Consider the following 25,396-nt stretch of genomic DNA (forward strand, 5'->3'; position numbering starts at 1 on the left):
CCTGCCGTGCCGGTATCATGCGCCATCGCCCCGCCCGTTTTATCGCACGACCATGCCCAGCACTCCGAGGTTTCGCTTCCAGGACCAGGACCTGATCCGCATCGGCGACGAGCACAACGCCCTGCTGCTCGCGCCTTGGGCCGGCGGCCGCCTGGTGCGCTGGATCCATCGCGGCACCGACATCCTGTACTGGCCCGACGACGCCGACTGGTCGCGCCCGGCGAAGATCCGTGGCGGCAATCCGCTGCTGTTTCCCTTTATCGGCCGCCATTTCGTCGACGGCCAACCGGGCCAATGGCGCGATCGCAACGGCGTGGTCCGTGCCATGCCGCAGCACGGCTTCGCGCGCGACCTGCCGTTCGAGATCGCAGCGTGCGATCCGGCGCGTTCGATCACGATGGCGTTGACAGATTCGGACGCGACCCGCGACGCCTATCCGTTTTCGTTCCGGTTTGAAGCGAGCTACCGGCTGCTGGAAGACGGACTCGAGGTCGCGCTGGTAGTGCGCAATACCGGCACCGAGCCGCTGCCCGTCTATGCGGGTCACCACTTCTATTTCGCCGTGCCGCACGCCCTGCGAGGCCGGTGCCGATTGACGATGCCGCCGGCCGAACGGTTGCGCCAGCGCGCCGACGGCAGCCTGACCGCGACCGAGCCCGGCGAAGGGGTCTACGCGCTCGACGACCCGCGCTTGCAGGACACCTTCCACCGCTTGCATGCGCCCGTTGCCGGAACGTGCGAGCTGGCGATTCCATCGGCCGAGGGCAGCGGCACGGGCCGCACGATCCGCATCGATCTCGAGGCCAACCGTGGGGCCGTCCCCTGGCAGGCCGTCACGACCTGGAGCGAACGCGAGGATTCGGACTTCTATTGCGTCGAGCCGTGGCTGGCCCTGCCCGATGCGATTCATCGGCCAGGAGAAACGCGATGGGTCGCGCCTGGCGACAGCACCGAAGCCGTTTGCCGGCTGCTTCCGACCTAGCCGCCTTGCGCGCGCAGCCGGATCGCGCATAAAATGGCCGCCTCACGCGGGCGTCGTATAATGGCTATTACCTTAGCTTCCCAAGCTAAAGACGTGGGTTCGATTCCCATCGCCCGCTCCACCTCGACTTTCCAGGGCGTTCCAAGGACGTCCATGGAGTGTTGCAAGTCATTGTCACTATTCGACTTTTTCAGAATCTTCGATCCAGTGACGTCCAGCGAAATCCACTGACAGCCGGTCCAAACTGGTACAAAAAGTGGCCCAAACAATGCGCGAGCTTCCCTTGCCGCATTGTTGCTGGAGGAGCCGGGACCCGACGGGAAACATGGCACTCAACTCGCTTTCAAGGAGTTGGGATCATGCTTTCGGACCTCATGGCACGGCAGGCCAAGTGCACCGGCAAGCCATACGCGCTGGCCGACTTCGACGGCCTCTATCTCTACGTTTCCGCCATCGGCACCAAGGCCTGGCACTTCCGCTATTCGTGGTTTGGCAAGCGCGAGCGCATCACCCTCGGTAACTACCCGGCGCTTTCCCTGAAGGACGCCCGCGCGCTGCGCGATGAAGCCCGCTCGCTGCTCGCCAAGGGCGTCAATCCCCACAGCGAACGCAAGCGCAAGCGGCACGCGATCGTCCTGGCCGGCGAGCACACCTTCATGGCCGTCTACGAGCAATGGCTGGCCCATCGCCGTCTCTCGCTGGAGGAAGGACGGCAGACCAGCCTGGAGCAGATCGGGCGCGTCTTCAAGAAGGACGTGTTCCCGTCGCTGCGGCACCTGACCATCTACGAGATCACCCGCGCGCACCTGCTGGACATCATCGGCAAGGTGGAAAAGCGCGGCTCGCTGTCGGTGGCCGAGAAGCTGCGGACCTGGTTCACCCAGTTGTTCACCTACGCCACGGTGGCGATTCCCAACATGGGCGAGAACCCGTCCAGGGACCTGGAAGTGGTCGCACTGCCCTTGCCGCCGGTCGAACACAACCCGTTCCTGCGCATGCACGAGTTGCCGGTCATGCTGCAGACGCTGCGCAAGTACCGCGGTCGCCTGAACACGCAATTGGGCTTGCGGCTGCTGATGCTCACCGGTGTGCGCACTGGCGAGTTGCGCTTCGCCACGCCCGATCAGCTCGATCTCGACCGGGGCCTGTGGATCATCCCCGTAGCCAGGCTCAAACAGCGCAAGCTGCTCACCAGGAAGAAGCGCAAGCGCCTGATCGACATCCCACCCTACATCGTGCCGCTGTCGGTGCAGGCGCAGGAGATCGTTCGCCACCTGCTCGACAACTTCAAGCCGGCCCAGGTTTATCTCATCCCCGGCGACTGGTGTCTGAAGAACCCGATCAGCGAGAACACGCTCAACGCCGCGCTCAAGCGCATGGGCTACGAGGACCAACTCACGGGGCATGGCATCCGGGCAACGATCTCGACGGCGCTGAACGAACTCGGCTACCCGAAGAAGTGGGTGGACGCCCAGCTCTCGCATGCCGATCCAGACAGGATCAGCGCGACCTACAACCATGCCGAATACGTCGAGCAGCGCCGCGTCATGATGCAGGACTGGGCCGATCGCCTGGACCTGTTCGAGCAGAACCAGGTCGAGGTTGCCAGCCGGCATCTGACCATCACGCTTCAGGGCCTGCCGACCATCGCCGGCCAGGCGGCCGTGCAGCCTCCGGTGGTCGACCTCACTGCGCCGCAACTGATCGTGACCGCGCCAACGCCCGACCAACTTGAAGCGCCGGCATCGGTGCAGCGGCTGTCGGCCGTGCGCATGCCCGAGTACGCACGGCCGCGCCTGTCGGAGGCGCAGCGCGAACGCCTGCAAGTGCTGGAGACCTTCGAGGCACCACACAACCTCTCGGTGGCGGACTACGCCAAGCTCGCGGGCAAGTCGCGCCGCTGGATCACCTACGAGATCCAGGCCGGCAACCTGCTGTCGATCCACATGGGGCATCGCGGGCAGCGGGTGCCGGACTGGCAACTCGATCCGCTCAAGCGCAGGCTGGTCCAGTCCGTCCTGAAGCAACTGCCACGGGGCATCGACACCTGGGACATCTACCACGCACTCCTGCGCTCGTACGAGGCGCTCGGGACACGGCCGGCCATCGAAGCCGTCAACCCAACGAACCTGCACCTTGCCGCGCGGCTGGTGGCCGCACAGTGCACGCAGGCGAGCGAGCCAGTCGTGACGACCGAGTTCCCTGAGCCGGTCCGGCAAAGCGTGCAGCGGCTGGTGCGCGAAGCCGTCGCTGCCGATGCCGCCGAAGCGACGGCCGGAGATTGATCAAGCCAGGGTCGCGCCGAGGTTCGGTCAGGCGCTTGCCTGGCAGATCGAAGTAGGACTTTTCGGTGGAAGTGGTCATGGTGAATCTCCTGAAGAAAAAAGAGGCGGAGACACACCCGACCCAAGGCGGGGAAGGTGTGAACCCCCCGCGTGGGTTGATGGAACAGCTTGGTGGCATCGCCATCGAGAACCGATGGCCGTTCGCGCATGGATGCCGGTGCGAACTGGAGTGATCAACGCGGTCGGAACCGCGTCGCAGCCTTGAAGATCGTGGCTGCCTGGGCATGTCGCTGACGGACGTCAGCGGAACATGGCCGGAAGCGTGGCGCCAGGGCAGCGCGCAGGCGAGCGGCAATCGGCACTCGCGGCTGTCCGCATTGCCGGGAAGAAAGAGGCCCCCGGAGCGGGGGCCAGGGATGGGCAGTCAGTTGCCGCTGGGCGTGGAAGGAACCGCCTGCAGCGACAGGTGTGTCGCGGTGGTGGACACGTCGAGGTCGTCCTCGCTGTGCAGGATGCGCGCAAACACGCTCTCCTGCGGATCGAAGAACTCGCCGAAGTCGTCGCCACCGAACGCGGCGCGCGCCAGCTCCCACCAGTCATCGAACGCATCGACATCCGGGTTGCAGCCGGCGGCATAGGCGATGGTCTTCAGACGACCATCGGGTCGGCGCTCGCCGCGCTCGGCCAGGAAGTACACGCCCTGATCCTTGACCAGGATGATGCGGCATTGGTTGACCACGGCCTCGGCAGGTACGGGCCGCAGGTCGGTACCTTTGAATCACACAGACATGGGTGTGATCTCCAGAGAGGCAGGAAGAGAGGCTTCCCGCCGCGAGGGCGGGAAGCCGCTGGGAGCATGCGGTACAGCATGCCTTCCACGGTCATTCGTAGATCAGTAGATGGCCTTGTGCAGCAGAATTTCCCGCAGCTTCGACCAGTGCTCGTCACTGAGCAGTAATCGGGGCATTGCAAGCTCGTATTGGTGTTGTGTGAGAGCTACAACGACACGCGATTGCTCTTATATATCAATGGCTTAGATCGAAACGGCAACAGACCCTAGGCAAAAACGGCGGGCGCCATTGACATAGATCAATGTTACGTGCTATTCCCCTCGAAATTTGCAAGAAAGCGCGCACCATTGCAAATGGTTGCAAGAATCGGCAATTGATGAACAAGGCCAAAGAGTTGCGTGGTGGAACCATGAAAGCTGGTCCGGATGAAATCTTCACGCTCGACGAGCTGGCGGCGTACTTGAAGGTTGGCAAGCGCACGCTATACCGACTGGCCGCGCAAGAGGATATCCCGGCGTTCAAAGTGGGTGGGACATGGCGGTTTCGGCGAAGCGACATCGATCGCTGGATTGAAGATCGATCGCCAACCGAGGCACGGAAAGGAGGTGATGCGCGAAGGTGAACAGCTTGACTCCGACACGTACGCCGTATGGCCTGTGTGCCTTGGCCTGGATCAGCAGGCAAACGGATTGAGAGATTCCCTGACTATTTCTGGAGGTGTGACATGAGTTTCGATCTGAAAAAATTGGCTCCCTGGAACTGGTTCAAGAACGAACAGGAAGAGCAACAGGCGGCGGCCTCGCTGCCTGTGCAGCGCAATGACCAGCCTGTGGCAGGCGGTGCAGTCAGTCCGATCCTGCAATTGCATCGCGAGATCGACCGCCTCTTTGATGACGCATTTCGCGGGTTTGGTGTTCCGGCTTTGGCCATGCCGCGTTGGCCGGCAGAGTGGCCAGGCATGCTGAAGCCGGCCGTGGACATCCAGGAAACCGATACGCAGTACAGGATTGCTGTGGAAGTTCCAGGTGTCGAGGAGAAGGACATTCAGATCACGCTCGACAACGACGTGCTGGTGGTGCGCGGTGAAAAGCGGCAGGAGCAGGAGAAGAAGGAGGGTGGCTTCCATCGGATCGAGCGGTCCTACGGCAGTTTTCAGCGTGCGCTGAACCTGCCCGGCGATGCCAATCAGGACTCCATCAAGGCCAATTTCAAGAACGGTGTGCTCACCATCACGATCGACAAGCGCGAGGCCAGTGCACCGAAGCAGGGGCGCTCCATTCCCATCAACAGCTGAAATCGACTGCCGCTTGCGTACTTGATGAATCAACTCGCAGACGAGGTGCCATGACACGCGGCACCTCGTCGTCCCAATCACTCCAGGAGTGCCAGCATGGCCAGAAAACAATGCCAAGTCTGCGGCCAGCCCGCCACCGTGCGGGTAGAAGCCAATCTGAATGGTCGCCACAGCACCATGCTGCTGTGCGACGACCACTACCGCCAGCTGGTACGCCAGCAAAAGCGTACCGTTTCCCCGCTGGAAGCCTTGTTCGGCTCGCGCAGCGGGCTGTTCGAGGATTTCCTGGGCAGCGACTTCTTCCGCCTCGGTGACGACTCGGCGCCGGTGACAGCCGATGCCGACGATGAAGTGGTCGATGCCTCGTTCGGCGAACCGGCGTCCGCAGGGGCCGGAGCACCGCGCCGTCGCGGTGGCGGGCTGGCCAGCCGCATCAGCGAACAATCAGAGACCCTGCTGCAGGAGGCCGCCAAGCACGCCGCCGAGTTTGGCCGTCCCGAGGTGGATACCGAACACCTGCTGCTGTCGCTGACTGACAGTGACGTGGTCAAGACCATTCTGGGTCAGTTCAAGATCAAGGTCGACGACCTCAAGCGCCAGATCGAATCCGAGGCCAAGCGGGGCGACAAGCCCTTCGAGGGCGAAATCGGTGTGTCGCCGCGCGTCAAGGACGCACTCAGCCGCGCCTTCGTGGCCTCCAACGAACTTGGTCATTCCTATGTCGGCCCCGAGCATTTTCTGGTGGGACTGGCCGAAGAAGGCGAAGGGTTGGCGGCCAACCTGCTGCGCCGCTATGGCCTCACGCCGCAGGCGCTGCGCCAGCAGGTCAACAAGGTGGTCGGCAAGGGCGCCGAGGACGGCCGCGCCGAGACGCCCACCAACACCCCCGAGCTCGACAAGTACTCCCGCGACCTGACGAAGATGGCGCGTGACGGCAAGCTGGACCCGGTCATCGGCCGGGCCCAGGAGATCGAGACCACGATCGAGGTGCTGGCGCGGCGCAAGAAGAACAACCCGGTGCTGATCGGCGAGCCCGGCGTGGGCAAGACCGCCATCGTCGAGGGGCTGGCACAGCGCATGGTGGCCGGCGAGGTGCCCGAGACGTTGCGCGACAAGCGCCTGGTGGAGCTGAACATCAATGCGATGGTCGCGGGTGCCAAGTACCGGGGCGAGTTCGAGGAGCGCGTGCAGAAGGTGCTCAAGGAGATCTCCGAGCACCAGGGTGAGCTGATCCTGTTCATCGACGAGGTGCACACCATCGTCGGTGCGGGTCAGGGGGGCGGCGAAGGCGGCCTGGACGTGGCCAACGTGTTCAAGCCCATGATGGCGCGTGGCGAGCTGAACCTGATCGGCGCCACCACGCTCAACGAATACCAGAAATACATCGAGAAGGACGCCGCGCTGGAGCGCCGCTTCCAGCCGGTGACGGTGCCGGAGCCGACCGTTGCGCAGGCCATCATGATCCTGCGCGGCCTGCGCGACACCTTCGAGGCGCACCACAAGGTCAGCATCTCGGAGGAAGCGATCATCGCCGCCGCCGAGCTCTCCGACCGTTACATCACCGCGCGCTTCTTGCCGGACAAGGCCATCGACCTGCTTGATCAGGCCGCCGCCCGGGTGAAGCTGTCTGCGACGGCACGTCCGATCGCCGTGCAGGAGCTGGAGGCGGAACTGCACCAGCTGCGCCGTGAGCAGGACTACGTGGCAGCCCGCAAGCAATACGACAAGGCGGCAGAGATCGGCAAGCGGATCGAAGCCAAGGAGGCCGAGCTCAAGAAGCGCGTCGAGGAATGGGAGCGCGAGCGCGCCTCGGGCAGCGCCGAGGTCAAGGCCGAGCACGTGGCCCAGATCGTCTCGCGCCTGACCGGCATTCCGGTGAACGAGCTGACGGTGGAGGAGCGCGAGAAGCTGCTGCACCTGGAGCAGCGTCTGCACGAGCGCCTGGTCGGGCAGGACGAAGCGGTGCGCGCCGTCGCCGATGCGGTGCGGCTGTCGCGCGCCGGCCTGCGCGAGGGCAGCAAGCCGGTAGCCACGTTCCTGTTCCTCGGGCCCACCGGCGTCGGCAAGACTGAGCTGGCCAAGGCCCTGGCCGAAGCCATCTACGGCGACGAGGGCGCACTGTTGCGCATCGACATGTCGGAGTATGGCGAACGCCACACCGTGGCGAGACTGGTGGGCGCGCCCCCGGGCTACGTCGGCTACGACGAGGGCGGTCAGCTGACCGAGAAAGTGCGTCGCAAGCCCTACAGCGTGCTGCTGCTCGACGAGATCGAGAAGGCCCACCCCGACGTCTACAACATCCTGCTGCAGGTATTCGACGACGGCCGCCTGACCGACGGCAAGGGGCGCGTGGTGGACTTCACCAACACCATCATCATCGCCACGTCCAACCTGGGCTCGGACATCATCCAGCGGCGCCTGAAGGCGCGCGGTGCGGCTGGCGAGGAGTACGAGAAGACAAAAAACGAGGTCATGGACGTGCTGCGCGGGCACTTCCGGCCCGAGTTCCTCAACCGGATCGAAGAAATCATCGTCTTCCATGCCCTGGGCAAGGAGGAGATCCGTCACATCGTCGGGCTGCAACTCGATCGCGTGGCGCGTAACGCGGCCAGCCAGGGCGTGACGCTGACCTTCGACCAGACCTTGATCGACCACTTTGCCGAAGAAGGCTACAAGCCCGAGTTCGGCGCCCGTGCGCTCAAGCGCGTGATCCGCAGCGAGCTGGAAACGGCGCTGGCGCGCGAGATGCTGGGCGGCGGCATCGGCAAGGGCGATCACGTCGTCGCCCGCTGGGACGACAAGGCGGATCGGGTCGGCTTCGAGCGCACGGAGCCGCCCAAGAGCGAGGTCGAGGCCGACAAGCCGGCCGAAGCCAAGTCAACCGATGCGCCGAAGAGCGACGACGGCAAGGGTTCCCGGAAGAAGAAACCGGCGAGCGATCCATCCTGATGCATCGGGGGCTGTCATGTCTGCTTCCCATGGCCTGGCATCGGCAGCCACCCTGGTCTCACTCGCGGCGGCGCTCGCCGCTGCGGGGCACGCGGTCGTCTACAAGCGTGACCCGCGATCGGCCGCGCTTTGGGTGCTGCTGATCGCCCTGCTACCGCTTGGCGGTTCGCTGCTGTACCTGTTGTTCGGTATCAACCGCTATCAGCGGCGGGCGCGGAGGCTGTACCCGGGCGCTGGTCGCGCATCGCCGACCACAGACTGTATGGAGGTCCCCGCCACGCTGCCCTCGGCGTTCGCCGGCCTAGCGCATCTGGTGGGGCGAGCCACCGGTCAGCCGCTGACCGGTGGCAATCGCATCGAGCCACTGGTCGATGGCGAGCAGGCCTACCCGGCCATGCTCGCCGCGATCGACTCGGCCCGTCACAGCGTTGCCCTGACATCCTACATCTTCGATGGCCAGGGCATCGGTACGCAGTTTGTCGAAGCCCTGCAGCGTGCCCATGCGCGCGGCGTGCAGGTGCGGGTGCTGATCGACGATGTCTCCGCACGATGGGTACGCCAGAGCGCCTATCGACGGCTGAAGCGCAGCGGATTAATGGTGGCGCCGTTCAATCCGACGCTGATCCCCGCACGGCTGCATGCCGCGCACCTGCGCAATCACCGCAAGCTGCTGGTGGTCGACGGCGAAACAGGCTTTACCGGCGGCATGAACATCTTCAGCCCCTACTGGCGGCCGGATGCGCCCGAGCAGGCCTGCCATGACTTGCATTTCCGCCTGCAGGGCCCGGTCGTCGCCGATCTCAAGCGTTGCTTCACCGAGGATTGGTGTGACACCTCGGACGAGCGGCTCGACGAGCGCTTCTGGGGTGGGCGGCCTGCGCCGGCTGCCGAGCTGGGTACAAGCTGGGCCAGAGGCATTGAGGCCGGCCCTGACGAAACCCTGGACCGGATGCGTTGGACATTCATGGGGGCCTTGAGTGCGGCACGGCAGTCGGTTCGCATCTGGACGCCCTACTTCGTGCCCGATCAACCGATGATCGCCGCGCTGAGCACGGCCGCCTTGCGCGGCGTACGGATCGAGGTGCTCACGCCTGCCAACGGCGATCACCCGTCCGTGCAATGGGCGGCCCGCGCCCATTACTGGCAGGTGATGGAGCATGGCGTACGGATCTTCGAGCGGCCCGGCCCCTTCGACCACACCAAGCTGATGCTGGTCGATGGCGCCTGGTGCTGCCTGGGGTCGGCCAACTGGGACGCACGCAGCCTGCGGCTCAACTTCGAGTTCAACGTCGAGGTCTACGACGCTGCTCTGTGTGACCGTCTCGAAGCACTTTTCGATACCACACGCGACGCGTCGGCCCTTGTCACACCCACGGCCGTGCGCATGCGTCCGCTTGCCGTAAAGGTGCGCGACGGTGTCGCCCGCCTGTTCACACCGGTTCTATAGAGAAACGACTTTCGGAGAACAACGCTGATGGAAAAGAAAGATCAATGGAACGTCGGCTACTGGATCGTTGCCGGCCTGATGCTGCTGATGCTCCAGAACTACTGGCAAGCGGCGCAGACCGTCGAGCCGGTGCCGTACAGCGAATTCGAGAAGGCGCTGGCCGAGGGCCGTGTTGCCGAAGTCCTGGTATCGGACCGTACCGTCACCGGGCGCCTTAAATCACCGGACGCCCGTGGCAAGACCACCATCGTTGCGACCCGCGTCGAACCTGATCTGGCGGAGCGCCTGTCCAAATACGAGGTTCCTTATGCACGGGTGGTGGAAAGCACCTGGCTGCGCGATCTGCTGTCATGGATTCTGCCGGCAGTGGCATTCTTTGGCGTCTGGTTTTTCCTCTTCCGCCGCTTTGCCGAGAAGCAGGGCATGGGCGGTTTCCTGAGCATTGGCAAGAGCCGCGCCAAAGTGTTCATGGAGAAAAACACGGGCGTGACCTTCGCGGATGTGGCGGGCGTGGACGAGGCCAAGGCTGAACTCGTCGAGATCGTCGATTTCCTGAAGAACCCGCAGGACTATGGCCGCCTCGGTGCGCACATCCCCAAAGGCGTGCTGTTGGTGGGCCCGCCGGGCACGGGCAAGACCTTGCTGGCCAAGGCGGTGGCCGGCGAAGCCGGGGTGCCGTTCTTTTCCATCTCCGGCTCGGAGTTCGTCGAGATGTTCGTCGGCGTGGGGGCCGCGCGCGTGCGCGACTTGTTCGAGCAGGCCCGCACCCAGGCGCCCGCCATTATCTTCATCGACGAACTCGACGCTCTCGGCCGCGCGCGCGGTGCGGGTGGGCCGATCGGCGGCCACGACGAGCGCGAGCAGACGCTCAACCAGTTGCTCACCGAGATGGATGGCTTCGACAGTTCGGTGGGACTCATCATCTTGGCTGCCACCAATCGCCCGGAAATTCTCGACCAGGCGCTGCTGCGCGCCGGCCGTTTCGATCGCCAGGTGCTGGTGGACCGGCCCGACAAGAAAGGGCGTCTCGACATCCTGAAGGTCCATGTCAAGAAGGTCACCCTCGCGCGCGATGTGGACCTGGAGCAGGTCGCGGCGCTGACCACCGGCTTTTCCGGCGCCGACCTGGCCAATCTGGTGAATGAGGCGGCGCTGGCCGCGACACGGCGCCGCGCGCAGGCGGTGGAATTGCAGGACTTCACCGCCGCCATCGAACGCATTGTGGCCGGGCTCGAAAAGAAGAGCCGCGTGCTCAGCACGAAGGAGCGGGAAACCGTGGCCTACCACGAAATGGGCCATGCGCTGGTGGCACTGGCCCTGCCGGGGACCGATCCCGTGCACAAGGTGTCGATCGTTCCGCGTGGCATCGGCGCGCTCGGCTACACGCTGCAACGCCCAACCGAAGACCGTTTCCTGATGACACGGGCCGACCTGGAGCACAAGATCGCCGTGCTGCTGGGCGGGCGCGCCGCCGAGAAACTGGTGTTCGGCGAACTGTCCACGGGCGCGGCAGACGATCTCGCGCGGGCCACCGACATCGCCCGCGACATGATTACGCGCTTCGGCATGGATGAGGGCTTGGGGTACGTCGCTTTTGAGGCACAGAGGCCGCGTTTTCTTGATGCGCCTGAACTGGTACAGGGTGGCTGCCGGGTAGCCGAATCGACTCAGGCACGCATCGACCAAGCCATCCGTGACATCGTGATGGGTGTGTTTGATCGTGCATACCGAATTCTCGAAATTAACCGAGAAGTGCTGGAGCGGTGCGCGCGCGAACTGCTCGCACGGGAAACGCTGGATGAACACAGCATCCGACAACTGACGCAAGGGCTACTGCTCGAATCCCCATGTCACAGCGGCCCAACTGCCGGAGCCATTACTTCCTCTGTGTCCCAAAGAGCCACCTCATGAGTGACAGCCTTCATATCGTCTGCCCACACTGCCAATCCATCAATCGCGTTCCAGCCAACAAACTGGCTGAGCAGCCCAATTGCGGGCGGTGCCAGTACCCGCTGTTCGCCGGAGAACCCATCGAGCTGACCACAGCGACGGTAGAGGACATCACCGATCTCAAGAGGGTCGAGCAGGCGCTGAACTCTATGCGCCTACAGCGAGAAGAGTTGGCCAGCCACGTTCCCGGTATGCTTTACCAATACCGTCTTCGTCCGGACGGCAGCTCGCACTTCCCTTATGCCAGCGCGAAGATACGGGAAATATACGGGGTTGCACCGGAGGATGTTGTCGAAGATGCCACTCCTGTGTTCGCGGCGCTCCATCCTGAAGACCGCAACCGTGTGCATGAAACCATACAGGCGTCGGGGAGGTCACTCGCGCTTTGGCATGACGAGTACCGGGTGCAGTTTCCAGACGGTCGGGTGATCTGGGTCGAAGGCGAGGCGTCGCCTGAAGCCATGCCTGATGGGAGCATCCTCTGGCACGGCTATATCCATGATGTCACCTCACGCAGAAGATCCGCGGAAGAGCTTCGCCTTGCGGCTAAAGTTTTTGCGCACGCAGGAGAGGGCATCCTCGTTACCGACGCTCAGGCCCACATTGTCAACGTCAACCGGGCGTTTACCGTGATCACTGGTTATGCGCGGGAGGAAGTATTGGGCCAGACACCCCGTCTGCTCCAGTCCGATCGCTATGACGATGAGTTCTATCAGACCGTTTGGCAGGCTCTGCGTGAGCACGACTACTGGCACGGAGAGCTCTGGTGCCGACGCAAGAACGGCAGCCAGTTTGCCGCGCTGCTGACGATCAGTGCAGTCCCGGATATGCAGGGCCATATCGAGCATTACGCAGCCATGTTCTCCGACATCACAGCGCTGAAGGAGAACCAGCAACAGCTTGAACGCGTTGCTCATTACGACCTGCTCACCGGCTTGCCCAACCGACTATTGCTTGGAGACCGCCTTAAGCAGGCCATTCGTCAGACACGTCGGCGTGGCATGCACCTGGCGGTTGTCTTCATCGATCTGGATGGATTCAAGAAGGTCAACGACCAGCACGGCCACGCAGTCGGCGACAAATTGCTGTCCGTCCTGTCCAGGCGTATGACGCAAGTGTTGCGCGAAGGCGATACCTTGGCCCGTCTTGGTGGTGATGAGTTTGTCGCTGTTCTGGTCGACCTGCCGGATATTTCCATCAGCGTACCGATTCTTGATCGCCTGATCGAGGTAGCTGCGCAGCCCGTACCGATTGGTGACGCACTGTGCGAGGTGAGCGCGAGTATCGGTGTGAGCTACTACCCGCAAGTCGAAGACATCGACGCCGACCAACTACTGCGGCAGGCAGATCAGGCCATGCATTTCGCCAAGCAAGCTGGCAAGAATCGGTATCACGTTTTCGATACGGAGAAGGATCGTACGCTGCGCACCCGTCACGAAGGATTGGACAGCATAAAGAATGCACTTGCCAATGGGCAGTTTCTGCTTTACTTCCAACCTAAGGTCAACATGCGCACCGGTGAGGTGCTGGGCGCCGAAGCCTTGATCCGCTGGCAACATCCGGCGCGTGGCTTGTTATCTCCTGCCTCCTTCATACCCCTCATTGAGAATCATCCGCTCGGGATTGACGTGGGGAAATGGACCATCGAGGCTGCGCTGACCCAGATCGAAATTTGGCGCAAGGCCGGCCTACATGTCCCGATCAGCGTGAATATCGGTGCCGAGCACTTGCTGCAACCGGACTTCATCATGCATCTACGGGGTATGTTGTCACGACATCCCGGCGCCCAGCCGCAAGACCTTGAACTGGAAATCCTCGAAACCAGCGCCGTGGAGGACTTCGTTCAAGTGTCTCAGTTGATGGCGCTGTGCGAGAGGATGGGATTGCGTTTTGCCATCGACGATTTCGGCAGCGGCTATTCATCGCTGACCTATCTGAAGCGCCTGCCCGCGTACCTGCTCAAGATCGACCAAGGTTTTATACGCGACATGCTCGAGGATCCGGACGATATCGCCATCCTGGATGCGCTACTGGCACTGGCAAGGTCGTTTGGCAGGAACTGCATCGCGGAGGGAGTCGAATCCATTAAGCATGGTGAAATTCTGCTGCGTCTGGGATGCGAGTGGGGCCAGGGTTATGCCATCGGGCATCCGATGCCGGTGCATGAATTCGAGCAATGGCTACACACCTGGCAGGTACCCGTATCCTGGATGGGTTTCAAACCTGACAGTCGCGCCGCGCTGCCCGTGCCGTTCACATACGCCGACCACCGGGTCTGGATTTCCCAGATGATCGACTATCTGTCAGGCAAGACCCAAGTGCCTCCTCAATCCGAAACACTCCAATACTGGCGGGATCAAAGTGGTCGCCCTACGTTCTTCGGCAAGGATCCCAATGATCAGGTCGATGTCCTGCATCAGAGCATCCAGCAGTTGGCTCACACCCTGAGTGAAATGAAAAATGCCGGCCGTGTCGAGGCATTGAGGGCTGGCATCGACAGGTTGCAACATTTGCAGGCGGATCTGCTGGGATTGCTGCCGCCAGACCAGAAGCCGGATTGATGCCATGCATGGGACAAAGGGTTGACGTGCAAGAGGCTGATCCACCCATCGGCGGCGCCACGGGCGCGCAGGACATTATGCGCTGGGTGGCTTCGCAATTGCCTCGGCAATCCAGGTGTAATCGAGTCGTCTTCTCGGACTCCCCGTTCCATTAACGTTTCATTGAAAGAGAGAGCAACGCTTATGCATAAAGAATCTGGCCACACGGCCCTTGACGAGATGCGCTCCCAGTGGCGGTTGATGACGGTTTACGAGCGCTTCGAGCAGGTCGTCGCCCTCGTTCTGTCGGCGGTGATTGCCGTCATCATCGTGGTGTCGCTTCTCCAGCTCATCTCTATAGTCTTCACACTGCTGATCCTCGATGCCTTCAATCCCATGGACCACAAGGTATTCCAGAGCGTGTTTGGCATGATCATGACGCTCTTGATCGCGATGGAGTTCAAGCATTCCATCGTGCGCGTGGCGCTGCGTCGGGACAGCATCATCCAGGTCAAGACCGTGATCGTCATCGGCCTGATCGCGCTGGCACGCAAGTTCGTGGTCCTCGACCCCGACACGAGTCCCGCCAAAATCGCCGCGCTGGCAGGCGCCACGCTGGCGCTTAGTATCACTTACTGGCTGCTGCGCGATCGCGACAACCGCGCAGCCGAGACATCTGGGCATGAACCGTCATCATCCCAGTGACCTGCGTGCTGCGTTGTTGCAACATCGCCGGCTCAACCGCCTGCAGACGGGGTTGCTGGTCCTGACCCTGGTCGGGATTGCGACCGCTGCGGGGAGCCTGTTGTTCGGCGAAGGCGGCTTTTGGCTCGCGCTGTTTGCCGTTGCTGGCGCGCTGCTGCTGGAGCCGACAGCCGCGTCGGCGCTGACCTTGCGCCTGTACCGCGCGCGGGCCCTGCACCCGCACGAAGCGCCCAAGATTTGGGCCATGTTGCGCGAACTGTCCGCCCGTGCCGGTTTGTCCGCCACGCCGGTGCCGCACTACGTGCCCAGTGCCGTCGTCAACGCCTTCGCTATCGGCTCGAAGCAGCATGCATCGATCGCCCTCACCGATGGCCTGCTGCGCAACCTGAGTCCGCGCGAACTGGCGGGTGTGCTCGCGCACATCGCTAATGAGGATCTGCGTGTCATGGGGATGGCGGATTCCGTCAGTCGCCTCACGAGCCTGCTGGCGATGGTCGGACAGATCGCTATTGTGTTCAGCTTGCCCGCACTGCTGGCCGGCGCGGTGGCGGTCAACTGGCCTGGACTGCTTCTGCTGGCCGCCTCGCCCCAGCTGGCCCTGCTCGCACAGCTCGGTTTGTCTCGCGTGCGTGAGTTCGACGCCGACCGCCTCGCGGCGGAACTGACCGGCGACCCGCAAGGGCTGGCGTCCGCACTGGCGAAGATCGAGCGGGTCAGCCGCTCCTGGCGTGCCTGGCTGTGGCCGGGATGGGGCAATCCCGAGCCTTCCTGGTTGCGCACGCATCCGGCAACGCAAGATCGCATCTCACGCCTGCTGACGTTGGCGCCTGGACCAGCAACAGCCTTGCCGTTTCACGCGCCCCATTTCTTGCCGGAATCCGCTGTGACGCCGCGCCCGCCGCGCTGGCGCCCGAGCGGGCTATGGCGCTGATTGCCTATCAACAGGAGACTTCTCATGGCCTACCCTAACCCGTATCCACGCCCCGCACCGGATCCCTTCATCCGGCGGTGGCTCTTCATCACCGCCTGCATTGCTGCGCTCATGCTGCTGTGGCAGTTCCTGCCCGCCATCGAGGCATGGTTCAGTCCGCGCGAGGCGGCAGAGCGCACCGTGACGGCGCGCGGCGACTTGGCGGCGGACGAAAAGGCCACCATCGAACTGTTCGAAAAATCACGCGCCTCGGTGGTCTACATAACCACCGCGCAGCTGGTGCGCGACGTCTGGACGCGCAATGTCTTCTCCGTGCCCCGTGGCACGGGATCGGGCTTCATTTGGGACGACGCCGGCCATGTCGTCACCAACTTCCACGTCATCCAGGGCGCGTCCGAAGCCACCGTCAAGCTTGCCGACGGCCGCGACTACCAGGCCGCGCTGGTGGGGGCGAGCCCAGCGCACGACATCGCCGTACTCAAGATCGGCGTCGGCTTCAAACGCCCGCCTACTGTGCCTGTCGGCACCAGCACCGACCTCAAGGTGGGACAGAAGGTGTTTGCTATCGGCAACCCCTTTGGCCTGGACTGGACGCTCACCACCGGCATCGTCTCCGCGCTCGACCGCTCGTTACCGGGAGAAGCGGGCGGCCCGACAATTGATCACCTGGTCCAGACCGACGCCGCCATTAACCCCGGCAACTCGGGCGGCCCCCTGCTCGATTCGGCCGGGCGGCTTATCGGCATCAACACGGCGATCTACAGTCCCTCCGGCGCCTCGGCCGGGATCGGTTTTGCCGTGCCGGTGGACACCGTCATGCGGGTAGTGCCGCAACTCATCAAGTCCGGCAAATACATCCGCCCGGCGCTTGGCATCGAGGTGGACGAACAGCTCAATCAGCGCCTGCTTGCACTGACCGGAAGCAAGGGCGTGTTCGTGCTGCGTGTCACCCCCGGCTCTGCAGCGCACAAAGCCGGGCTCGCGGGTGTCGAAGTCACGCCGCAAGGCATCGTGCCGGGCGACCGCATCATCGATGTTGATGGCAAGGCGACGGACGATGTGGCCAAGCTGCTCGCGCGGCTAGACGACAGGAAGGTCGGCGATGTGGTGGTCTTGTCAGTGGAACGGGCCGGCAAATCGCGCGAGGTGCGTGTGGAGCTGCAACCCGGGAATTGATTGAACTGAACCTGTGGATCAGGCGGTAGTGCAGCGTCGCGGCGATTGAGGTTCTCAGGTCTTCGGCCAGGTAGCGTTCCGCCTCAACCTCCGTAATTTTCGGATGCGATCTGCCTATCCGAATAGGCAAGCATGCAACGCCGGAACCTCTTGCCAATCATCGAAGGAGAAAGCGAGGCGCAATCCGCATGAGGTGGACGCAGGCCAGGAACGAGGCAAACAGGAGGCCGCATTGGAACTCAGACTACTGCGCTATTTCGTTGCGGTCGCGGAAGAACTGCATTTCGCGCGAGCGGCCGAGCGCCTTGGCGTAGAACAATCGCCTGTGTCGCGCGCAATGCGCAATCTCGAAGCCACGCTCGGCGTGCAGTTGTTCGACCGCAGCGCGCACCAGACGCGACTGACCTGGGCCGGTCAAGTGTTCCTCGGTGAGTGCCGGCGTGTGCTGGCCACCGTGGAGCAGGCGGTGAGTGCCGCAAAGGCGGCGGCGCAGGGCTATCAGGGTTATCTGCGCATCGCCATCTGCGCCAGCTTGGCGCAGCCCCACATTGCCACCTTGCTGGCGCGCAGCCGCGAGGAAGAGCCCGAACTGGAGATTCGCGTCTTCGAGCTGCCTTTCGCGCAGCAGCTCAAGGGCCTGCACAACGATCTGCTGGACATCGGCTTTGCGCTGTCGGACGCGGTGAGCGAAGGCCTTGTCGCCGAGCCCGTGTGGACCGATCCTCTGTCGGTGATCGTGCCCGTGCGCCACCCCTTGTTGGCGCACGCGGAAGTGCCATTGGATGAAGCCTTGAAGTTTCCGTTGGTACTGTGCCATCCGGACGCGGGATCGGGCTGCCACCACCAGATCCAGGCGGTGCTTCAAGGTGCGTCCGAGCCGCTCAAGCTGGTAGATCAGGTGACGAGCCTAGGCGTGATGCTGACTCTGGTCGGTGCCGGTTATGGCCTAGGTTTCGCCATTGCCTCGCAGGTGCAGACCCTGAACCGCCCCGACATAACCGTTCGCCCCTTGGCCGGCACGCCGCCCATGCTGTCCACCTACCTGCTGCGCCGCAGCGCCGAACCCTCTGAGCCCATGAAGCGGTTTCTGCAGCGCGCCCGCGAGGAGTTCCTGCCAAAGGGAGATGAACCGGCCTCGTGACGTTGAGCGCTCGGGTACATTGGCTACTGCTGGCTGTCCATGGCTCGCACTGGACTTGCTCGGAGCGCACGTGTCGCGGGTTTTTAGATCTGTCCGGTTTTGTAGCACATGAATTGTCCGCTTTTTTGCCGGGTGGCGGGGAGCGGCGGAGGGCGTAGCCCGGAGCCGGTTCCCGCCACCCGGCGGCGCGCCTGGCGGACGGTTCAGGCGGCCTGTTTCAGCTCCTTGGCGATCAGCTTGCCGTCGGGGGAATACGCGGCGAGCTTGCGCGGCCCGTGAAACACCGCCAGATTGCGATCGGCATAACGATGCACCCGTACTCTCGCCTTGACGTAGTTGCACCGGTGCCGGTCGGCGGGAATCTGCAATGACAGGTTGTCCAGGCGCACGCAGTTATCGTTGCCTACGGTGCGCTCGATCTGCTCGCATAGAATGTCCTGCAGATTGGCGCCGATCCAGGGTACGAATGCGCTGCCTTCCTCGCGGGCCGGCACGGCAAACTCGGCATTGAACGCCGGCAGATAGACCTCAGCCAGGTAGCGGTTGGCCTGCGCCATGTCGGTGATGCCCGCCAAGGCCAACTCCTTGGGCAGCCGGTCCTGATGGGTGGCGAAGGCGCGCTCGGAGCGTCCCCGCGCCTCGGGCGAATAGGCCGCAATCATCTCGATGCCCAATTGCTTCATCGCCCGCCCGAACTGCGTGGGGTGATCTTTGTCGACCTTGCCGCCCGCCTCGGGGGTGGTCCAATAATGACTGCCCCGGTCACTGTAGAACGAGCAGAACAGCCCCCGGGCGCCGATGACCTCGCCCACCCCGCGAAAGCTGCTTGCCGTGCCTTCCTCCTCGACGAAGAACATCGAGTAGTGCTCGTTGGTCGCATCATCCATCGTCACGATCAGATCCCACAGGTGCCCGGCCACCCATTCATGCCGGCTGCCGTCCTGATGGATCATCATGCCCGCCAGCGGCATGCGTTCGCGCTTCTTGCGGTGCGCGCCTTTACGCTTGCCCACCTCGACCAGCCCCGCCTCCTGCAGGCGCTTTTTGACCCAGCTGTAGCTGCGCGTGCCGCCCTCGCGCCGGTACCAGGCGTGAAAGTGCCGAACGTTCCAGCCACGATGGCGGCTGCGGTACCGATCGGTCAGCGCCACCACTTCATCCACCGGAGCGCGCCGGTTCGACACCTGCTCCAGGCGCCGATCAATCAAGCCATCCAACCCCTCGGATTCGAATCGCACCAGGTAGCGGCGGAAACTGCGCTCGCACATCCCCAGCAGCCGGGCCGCCTCCGCTTGCGTCAGCCGGCCAGCGTTCCATCCCTCATAAGCCTCTCCAAACCTCATCTTCCGGATCTCCTGTAGCAGCTCCGTCGGCCTCATCAGTCACCTCCCTGAGGCAACTATGACGACCGGACAGATCGCGTGCTACAAATCCGGACAACTCAAGAACTCGCGACACTTGCTCGGAGCGCACGTTGACCAAGCGTGGTTTTTCAGTCCATAATTATGTCCATCTCGGTTCGCTGAGTGCGGAAAACTCGTTATCAATCAACGAGTTGGGAACACGATGATGTTCCCATCGCCCGCTCCACCCTCCCCTGCAGTCCATCCCCTGGTCCGATCCGAAAGCGCTGTCCGTAAGCATGCGAACGGTCAAGGCCGCGCTCGTCTTGCGCTACGGTCCGCGGGCGGCTTCCCCGAATAACGCAGCGTCTCGATCAGCAAGGTCATCGCCCGCGACGAATGCCGGCGGCTCGGGTAGTAGAGATGGTAGCCAGGAAAAACCGGGCACCAGTCCTCGAGCAATGGCACCAGGTCGCCCCGCTCGACGTGGGGCAGGATCATGTTTTCCGGAACGAAGGCCAGTCCCATGCCGGCCAGGGCGGCGGTCACCATCTGGTCGCTGTCGTTGGCCACGAATTGCCCATCCACGCGGATATTCAGTTCGCGCTTGCCCTTCCTGAACTCCCACGCGTACAGCCCGCCGTAGGTCGGCAAATACAGATTGATGCAGCGATGCCCGGTCAGCTCCTGCGGCGTCCTGGGGTGTGGCTTGCCGGCAAGGTAGGCGGGCGAGCCGACGACGGCGAAGCGCACGTCGGGACCGATGCGCACCGCGACCATGTCTTGCGCGACCAGGTCGCCCAATCGCACGCCCATGTCATAGCGGTCGGCGGCGATGTCCGACAGCCCGTTATCGAGGATCAGTTCGACGCGGACATCGGGATACGTCCGCATGAAATCACCCAGACGCGGCCACAGCACCGAATTGGCGGCGTGCTCGGTGGCGGTGATGCGAATGGTCCCGCGCGGCTGGTCGCGCAATTCCGCGATGGCGCCCAGCTCGGCCTCGACCTCCTCGAGGCGAGGCGCCACGGTCGCCAGCAGGCGCTCGCCGGCCTCGGTGGCCGAGACGCTGCGCGTCGTGCGCGTCAGCAAACGGACGCCGAGCCGCGTCTCCAGACCGCGGACCGCCTGGCTCAAGGCGGACTGCGATACGCCCAGTTGCGCCGCCGCACGGGTAAAGCTGCGCGCCCGCGCGACGGCGATAAAGGCGGCGAGATCGTCGAAGGTCGTGCGCGGCATTGATAAGCCCTCCTTATAACCGCGTGCGAATCTAGCATCTTTTTCGGTCAACGGCAGGCGCGTAAAGTCGGCGCGGACGGTGGCGGACGCCTGAGCGGTGGCGCCCGTCGATCAATGACCGAGGAGCATCGCAATGAAGAGATCCCTGACACGAACGGCCCTGTGCGCCGCCGCGCTTCAGGCCGCGGTCGCCGGCGCGGCCGAGCCGAAGGCGGCGGACGGGCAGCGCATCACCCGCGTCGGCAGCCAGGCCTCGGCCGCCGGTCCGGCCGAGTACTTCACGGGGCGCGCGCGTATCGACCCGCTATGGCCAGCCGGCGACGACATCCATGCCTCCGGCGCAATGGTGACCTTCGAGCCCGGCGCGCGCTCGGCCTGGCACACGCATCCGGCCGGGCAGCGCCTGGTGGTGGTCTCGGGTGTCGGGCTGACGCAGGAGTGGGGCAAGCCGGTGCAGGAGATCCGGCCCGGCGACGTGGTCTGGTGCCCGCCCGGGGTCAAGCACTGGCACGGCGCGTCCCCGACGACCGCGATGACGCATCTTGCGGTCAGCGGCACCAGGGACGGCAAGAACGTCGAGTGGATGGAGAAGGTCAGCGATGCGCAATACCAGGGCCGCTAAGGTATTGGGCGTTGCCTGCGTGGAAGCGCCCATATCGTCACTACTAGTGGCGACCCGCGGCGCGGCTCCGTATGGGGAGGCACTGCGCTAGAATACGCGCTTGCCGCTGGCCGCCCGGCACCACCAGGCACCGGCCACTGGCCCACGGAACCCATCATTCTCTGGCCGCCCCTCCGACACCGGGTCATTCCGAACGGTGAATCGCCCGGCAGCCTTTTTGTTGCCATGTTTCCCGACGATCCCATTCCGACCGAGGCCACCGTGCCCGACGACGAGCCGGCCGGCACGGCTGGCGATCCCGCCGCCAACGTCGCCCATCCCCGCCGCATCCGTTCCTTCGTGCGCCGTGCGGGACGGACCTCGACCGGCCAGCAGCGCGCCATCGACGAGCTCGGGCCCCGCTTCGTGCTGCCCTACACCGGCCAGCCGCTGGACTGGCAGGCCGCGTTCGGGCGCGCGGCGCCGTCGATCCTGGAGATCGGCTTCGGCATGGGGGAGACGACGGCGCATATCGCGCAGCTGCGGCCGCAGGACAACTTCCTGGGCTGCGAGGTGCACGAGCCCGGCGTGGGCGCGCTGCTGAAGCTGATCGGCGAACGGGGCATCGACAATATCCGCATCCTGCAGCACGACGCGGTCGAAGTGGTCGCCCACATGCTGACCGAGGAAAGCCTGGATGGGGTGCATATCTTCTTCCCCGATCCCTGGCACAAGAAGCGCCACAACAAGCGCCGGCTGGTGCAGCCGCCTCTGGTCAAGCTGCTGGCGAGCCGGCTCAAGCCCGGCGGCTATCTGCACTGTGCGACCGACTGGGAGGAATACGCGCACCAGATGGTCGAGGTGCTGTCGGGCGAGCCGACGCTGGCCAATACCTCGGAGGCGCCCGGCGGCTTCGCGCAGCGGCCGGACTACCGGCCGGTGACCAAGTTCGAGCGGCGCGGGCTGCGGCTCGGGCACGGCGTGTGGGACGTGGTGTTCCGCAAGCGGGGATGAGATTGCACTCCCCTCTCTCGCAAGCGAGAGGGGAGAATCTTCAACCGTGCCAGGCCACGATGCCCAGCTGCGCCGTCGCCAGCACCAGCACCCCGAACACGATCCGATACCAGGCGAACGGCTTGAAGTCGTGCGTCGCCACGAATCGCAGCAGCCAGCGCACGCACAGGAAGGCCGACAGGAAGGCGAACACGAAGCCGACCGCGAACACGCCGATGTCGTCGGCCGACAGCAGGTTGCGCGCCTTGTACAGTTCGTAGACGCTGGCGCCGAAGATCACCGGGATCGCCAGGAAGAACGAGAATTCGGTCGCCACCTGGCGCGACAGGCCGAACAGCATGCCGCCGATGATGGTGGCGCCCGAGCGCGAAGTGCCCGGCACCAGCGCGAAACACTGCGCGATGCCGACCTTCAGCGCGTCGCGCCAGTTCATGTCGTCGACCGATTCGATGCGCGGAGCGCTCGCCTTGGCCGCTTCCAGCAGCGCATTGCCCTGCGGATGCGAGACCTGCCCGCGCCGGCTCTCGCGCCATTCGGCCAGCAGGATCACCAGCCCGCCGACGATAAATGCGGTCGCCACGGTGATCGGGTTGAACAGATAGGCCTTGATCCAGGGGCCGAGCAGGAAGGCGAGCACGATCGCCGGCACCGTGGCGATGATCACGTTCATCGCGAAACGCTGCGCGCGCGGCTCGGTGGCGAGCCCGCCAACCACGTCGACGATGCGCCGGCGGAATTCCCAGCAGACGGCCAGGATCGCGCCGAACTGGATCACGATCTCGAAGATCTTGCCCTTCTCGTCGTTGAAGTTCAGCAACTCGCCAGCCAGGATCAGGTGTCCGGTGCTGGAGATCGGGAGAAACTCGGTCAGTCCTTCGACGATGCCGAGGATCAGGGCTTTGAGGGCGATGGCAATATCCATGCGATGGCGGACGATTGGAGCGATTCAGGGACAAGGCGCTCGCCGGCCGGCGCATTGGCGCAGCCACACGAGCACGCGTAATTGGCAAATTGCGTTGATACCGGGGGACGACCCTGGGCGGCACGACCATGCCGCCCCGCGATGGCCGGGCGAACGCCGGCCTCGCCATGGATTGTTCTGCGCTGCTACGGACGATTGATCTTGACGTTGATGCCGTCCGGCAGCACGGTGATTGTACCGGGCTCGACACGCGTGCCCCCGAACTTCAGCTCGTCGGGCTTGAACGTGTAGAGCGGATAGTCCTGCAGCAGCTGCTCGGCCAGAATGCCGCCGAGCGCGTTCAACTGGCGCGAGTACTGCTGCGGCAGACCGGCCACGTCGAACTGCTTGACCTCGGGGTCCTGCAGCACCAGCGAACGGGTCGACGGGTCGTAGCGCAGCGCGCTGTCCAGCGCGAACCGTCCCTTCATCGCCTCGCGGAAGAACAGCCGGTTGTCCAGTGTGGCGTCGAACGTGATGCTGACGCGATTGCGCTGCGGATCGAGCAGCAGCTGCGGGTTGGCCAGCTGGATGTCGAACAGCTGCATGTAGCGCTGGCTGAACGGGAACTTGCGCTCGAGCGCCGCCTGCAGCTGGCTCTGCGAAAAGGTGTATTCATTGCCCACCCAGCCGCAGCCGGCCAGCCAGGCCGTCACGGACACGGTGAGTGCGGCGGTGCCGCAGGCCGCCAGCCAGCGCCGGCGAGAAATCGTGGCCATCCACAGGTCTCCAGATTCGGTCAGGCGCCGCGGGCCGATGCCGGCGCGGTCGCGACCTCAAGTTGCGTCAGCCAGTGCAGCGCCGCCTCGCGCGATTCGCCGCACATCTCGGCCGACGGCCGCAGGCCGCCGCAGAAGGCGGGCCGCTCGGGGCGGCCGAACACCGCGCAGCGCATGTCGGGCAGCAACTGCGCGCACGGCACGCCGGCCGGCTTGCCGTGCGGCATGCCCGGCAGCGGCGAGGCGATCGACGGCGCGATACAGCAAGCGCCGCAACCGGCACGGCAGGAAACGTCAGACTGGCAGGACATCGCAATGGTTCAGAACGGCTTTGGCGCCATTGTGCACCACCGCACCGCCATGGCCTGTGTTCCCGCCCACATCCGGGCGGCGCGCTTGACCGCTCCGGAGGCGCACACTACATTACTGACCCATCGGTTATTTATTTCGCCGCCCGTCCTGGCCCGGCGCTCCCCCTGCAGTGAATCCACCCCAAGTCCCACGCCTCGATGCCCGCGTTGGCGCCAACGAAGGTGCGAACGACGGTGCCAACGACGGCGCCCCCGAAGCGCGACGCTGGTCGCGCCGCAAGTCCGCCCGCCCGCAGGAGCTGGTGGCGGGCGCGCTCGACCTCTTCGTCGAGCGCGGCTACGCGGCCACGCGGCTGGAGGACGTCGCCGCGGCGGCCGGCGTGTCGAAGGGCACGGTCTATCTGTACTTCGCCAACAAGAAGGAACTGTTCAAGACCGTGGTGCGCGAGAACCTGGTGCCGGCGCTGGTGCGCGGCACCGATCTGGTCGACAGCTACGAGGGTTCGACCCCTGAGCTGCTGCGCGAACTGCTGCGCGGCTGGTGGGGCCTGATCGGCGCGACGCCGGTGGCGGGCCTGACCAAGCTGATCATGGCCGAATCGGCCAACTTCCCCGATATCGCGCGCTTCTACCACGAGGAAGTGATGGTGCCCGGCGACGAGCTGTTCGCGCGCGTGCTGGCGCGCGGCGTCGCACGGGGCGAGTTCCGCGCGCTGCCGGCCAATCCGACCACCACGCTGATCTGCGCCCCGCTGGTCTTCCTGATGCTGTGGCAGCGTGCGTTCCGCATCGGCTCTGACGTCGACATCGACCCCGAGGCGTTTCTCGACAACCTGCTGCAGGTGCTGCTGTTCGGCCTGACCGCCGGGGCCGCGCGCGATACCCCGCTGCCGCCGCAGGCCGGTCCCTACGTCTGGGAACAGATCCGCGACGAGATGCAGCAGCAAGCCCGCTTGCAGGGCGACGCGCCCGCCGACGGCACGACGCCCATCACGGTACATGGCGCCGGACGTA

At 64.3% G+C, this 25,396-nt stretch carries 21 protein-coding genes, 1 tRNA gene and 2 pseudogenes; 17 read left to right on the forward strand and 7 right to left on the reverse strand.

The window, feature by feature from the left end; translation table 11 throughout:
- The first annotated feature begins 52 nt into the window (after positions 1 to 52).
- The 4 genes from K7G19_RS17765 to K7G19_RS17780 all read left to right on the forward strand — a co-directional run bounded on the left by K7G19_RS17765 (position 53) and on the right by K7G19_RS17780 (position 3,500).
- A complete protein-coding gene (locus tag K7G19_RS17765; protein WP_226108369.1) occupies positions 53 to 982 on the forward strand; it encodes an aldose epimerase in 930 nt (309 codons plus the stop codon).
- A gap of 46 nt (positions 983 to 1,028) precedes the next feature.
- Positions 1,029 to 1,103, forward strand: a tRNA-Gly gene (locus K7G19_RS17770).
- 238 nt (positions 1,104 to 1,341) lie between these two features.
- A complete protein-coding gene (locus tag K7G19_RS17775; RefSeq protein WP_226108371.1) occupies positions 1,342 to 3,267 on the forward strand; it encodes an integrase arm-type DNA-binding domain-containing protein in 1,926 nt (641 codons plus the stop codon).
- 77 nt (positions 3,268 to 3,344) lie between these two features.
- The gene (locus tag K7G19_RS17780) at positions 3,345 to 3,500 is read left to right on the forward strand and encodes a hypothetical protein (protein WP_226108373.1); all 156 of its coding nucleotides are present in this window, start codon (positions 3,345 to 3,347) and stop codon (positions 3,498 to 3,500) included.
- A 191-nt stretch (positions 3,501 to 3,691) separates the two neighbouring features.
- Here K7G19_RS17780 and K7G19_RS17785 read toward each other — a convergent pair whose 3' ends face one another.
- Entirely contained in the window at positions 3,692 to 4,006 is a 315-nt protein-coding gene (locus K7G19_RS17785) for a DUF3085 domain-containing protein (RefSeq protein WP_370639570.1), read from the reverse strand.
- Positions 4,007 to 4,122: 116 nt separating this feature from the next.
- Positions 4,123 to 4,234, reverse strand: a pseudogene (locus tag K7G19_RS17790) (IS5/IS1182 family transposase); the annotation flags it as partial.
- A gap of 200 nt (positions 4,235 to 4,434) precedes the next feature.
- Here K7G19_RS17790 and K7G19_RS17795 point away from each other — a divergent pair.
- The 10 genes from K7G19_RS17795 (at position 4,435) to K7G19_RS17845 (ending at position 18,191) form a co-directional block, all read left to right on the forward strand.
- A complete protein-coding gene (locus K7G19_RS17795; protein WP_226108375.1) occupies positions 4,435 to 4,680 on the forward strand; it encodes a helix-turn-helix domain-containing protein in 246 nt (81 codons plus the stop codon).
- A gap of 102 nt (positions 4,681 to 4,782) precedes the next feature.
- The gene (locus K7G19_RS17800; protein WP_226108377.1) at positions 4,783 to 5,352 is read left to right on the forward strand and encodes an Hsp20/alpha crystallin family protein; all 570 of its coding nucleotides are present in this window, start codon (positions 4,783 to 4,785) and stop codon (positions 5,350 to 5,352) included.
- 96 nt (positions 5,353 to 5,448) lie between these two features.
- Entirely contained in the window at positions 5,449 to 8,301 is a 2,853-nt protein-coding gene (clpK, locus tag K7G19_RS17805) for a heat shock survival AAA family ATPase ClpK (protein WP_226108379.1), read from the forward strand.
- 16 nt (positions 8,302 to 8,317) lie between these two features.
- A complete protein-coding gene (gene cls, locus K7G19_RS17810) occupies positions 8,318 to 9,748 on the forward strand; it encodes a cardiolipin synthase (RefSeq protein WP_226108381.1) in 1,431 nt (476 codons plus the stop codon).
- A gap of 27 nt (positions 9,749 to 9,775) precedes the next feature.
- Positions 9,776 to 11,659 (forward strand): ATP-dependent zinc metalloprotease FtsH, encoded by a 1,884-nt coding sequence (gene ftsH / locus K7G19_RS17815; protein ID WP_226108383.1) that lies wholly within the window; start codon positions 9,776 to 9,778, stop codon positions 11,657 to 11,659.
- Positions 11,656 to 14,259: an EAL domain-containing protein gene (locus K7G19_RS17825; protein ID WP_304524170.1), complete on the forward strand. Its 2,604-nt coding sequence runs from the start codon at positions 11,656 to 11,658 to the stop codon at positions 14,257 to 14,259. The genes ftsH and K7G19_RS17825 overlap by 4 nt, the downstream gene beginning before the upstream one ends.
- 183 nt (positions 14,260 to 14,442) lie before the next feature.
- A complete protein-coding gene (locus tag K7G19_RS17830; RefSeq protein WP_226108384.1) occupies positions 14,443 to 14,943 on the forward strand; it encodes a phosphate-starvation-inducible PsiE family protein in 501 nt (166 codons plus the stop codon).
- On the forward strand, positions 14,921 to 15,874 hold the full coding sequence (locus tag K7G19_RS17835) for a zinc metalloprotease HtpX (RefSeq protein ID WP_226108385.1): 954 nt from the start codon (positions 14,921 to 14,923) through the stop codon (positions 15,872 to 15,874). The genes K7G19_RS17830 and K7G19_RS17835 overlap by 23 nt, the downstream gene beginning before the upstream one ends.
- A 24-nt stretch (positions 15,875 to 15,898) precedes the next feature.
- A complete protein-coding gene (locus K7G19_RS17840) occupies positions 15,899 to 17,050 on the forward strand; it encodes a S1C family serine protease (protein WP_226108386.1) in 1,152 nt (383 codons plus the stop codon).
- Positions 17,051 to 17,282: 232 nt separating this feature from the next.
- Positions 17,283 to 18,191 carry a LysR family transcriptional regulator gene (locus K7G19_RS17845; RefSeq protein ID WP_226108387.1) on the forward strand — a complete coding sequence of 303 codons (909 nt, stop codon included), beginning with the start codon at positions 17,283 to 17,285 and terminating at the stop codon, positions 18,189 to 18,191.
- 203 nt (positions 18,192 to 18,394) lie between these two features.
- On the opposite strand, the gene K7G19_RS17850 is transcribed toward K7G19_RS17845, so the two are convergent.
- The gene (locus tag K7G19_RS17850) at positions 18,395 to 19,534 is read right to left on the reverse strand and encodes an ISNCY family transposase (protein WP_226108388.1); all 1,140 of its coding nucleotides are present in this window, start codon (positions 19,532 to 19,534) and stop codon (positions 18,395 to 18,397) included.
- 309 nt (positions 19,535 to 19,843) lie between these two features.
- Entirely contained in the window at positions 19,844 to 20,776 is a 933-nt protein-coding gene (locus K7G19_RS17855) for a LysR family transcriptional regulator (RefSeq protein ID WP_226108389.1), read from the reverse strand.
- A gap of 133 nt (positions 20,777 to 20,909) precedes the next feature.
- Here K7G19_RS17855 and K7G19_RS17860 point away from each other — a divergent pair, with 133 nt between their 5' ends.
- Both K7G19_RS17860 and trmB read left to right on the forward strand, forming a co-directional pair.
- Positions 20,910 to 21,398 (forward strand): cupin domain-containing protein, encoded by a 489-nt coding sequence (locus K7G19_RS17860; RefSeq protein ID WP_150084325.1) that lies wholly within the window; start codon positions 20,910 to 20,912, stop codon positions 21,396 to 21,398.
- Positions 21,399 to 21,623: 225 nt separating this feature from the next.
- Positions 21,624 to 22,391, forward strand: coding sequence for a tRNA (guanosine(46)-N7)-methyltransferase TrmB (trmB, locus tag K7G19_RS17865; protein ID WP_149317764.1), 768 nt, complete (start codon positions 21,624 to 21,626; stop codon positions 22,389 to 22,391).
- 40 nt (positions 22,392 to 22,431) lie between these two features.
- On the opposite strand, the gene K7G19_RS17870 is transcribed toward trmB, so the two are convergent.
- The 3 genes from K7G19_RS17870 to K7G19_RS17880 form a co-directional block, all read right to left on the reverse strand.
- Positions 22,432 to 23,313: an undecaprenyl-diphosphate phosphatase gene (locus K7G19_RS17870; RefSeq protein ID WP_150084329.1), complete on the reverse strand. Its 882-nt coding sequence runs from the start codon at positions 23,311 to 23,313 to the stop codon at positions 22,432 to 22,434.
- 185 nt (positions 23,314 to 23,498) lie between these two features.
- The gene (locus K7G19_RS17875) at positions 23,499 to 24,071 is read right to left on the reverse strand and encodes a DUF1439 domain-containing protein (protein WP_149317762.1); all 573 of its coding nucleotides are present in this window, start codon (positions 24,069 to 24,071) and stop codon (positions 23,499 to 23,501) included.
- Between the two features lie 20 nt (positions 24,072 to 24,091).
- Positions 24,092 to 24,382 (reverse strand): YkgJ family cysteine cluster protein, encoded by a 291-nt coding sequence (locus K7G19_RS17880; protein WP_149317761.1) that lies wholly within the window; start codon positions 24,380 to 24,382, stop codon positions 24,092 to 24,094.
- Positions 24,383 to 24,504: 122 nt separating this feature from the next.
- On the opposite strand from K7G19_RS17880, the pseudogene K7G19_RS17885 reads away from it, so the two are divergent.
- Positions 24,505 to 25,371: pseudogene (locus K7G19_RS17885) on the forward strand (TetR/AcrR family transcriptional regulator); the annotation flags it as partial.
- Positions 25,372 to 25,396 lie beyond the last annotated feature (25 nt).

Source organism: Cupriavidus sp. DB3 (assembly GCF_020418465.1).
Taxonomy (GTDB): domain Bacteria; phylum Pseudomonadota; class Gammaproteobacteria; order Burkholderiales; family Burkholderiaceae; genus Cupriavidus; species Cupriavidus cauae.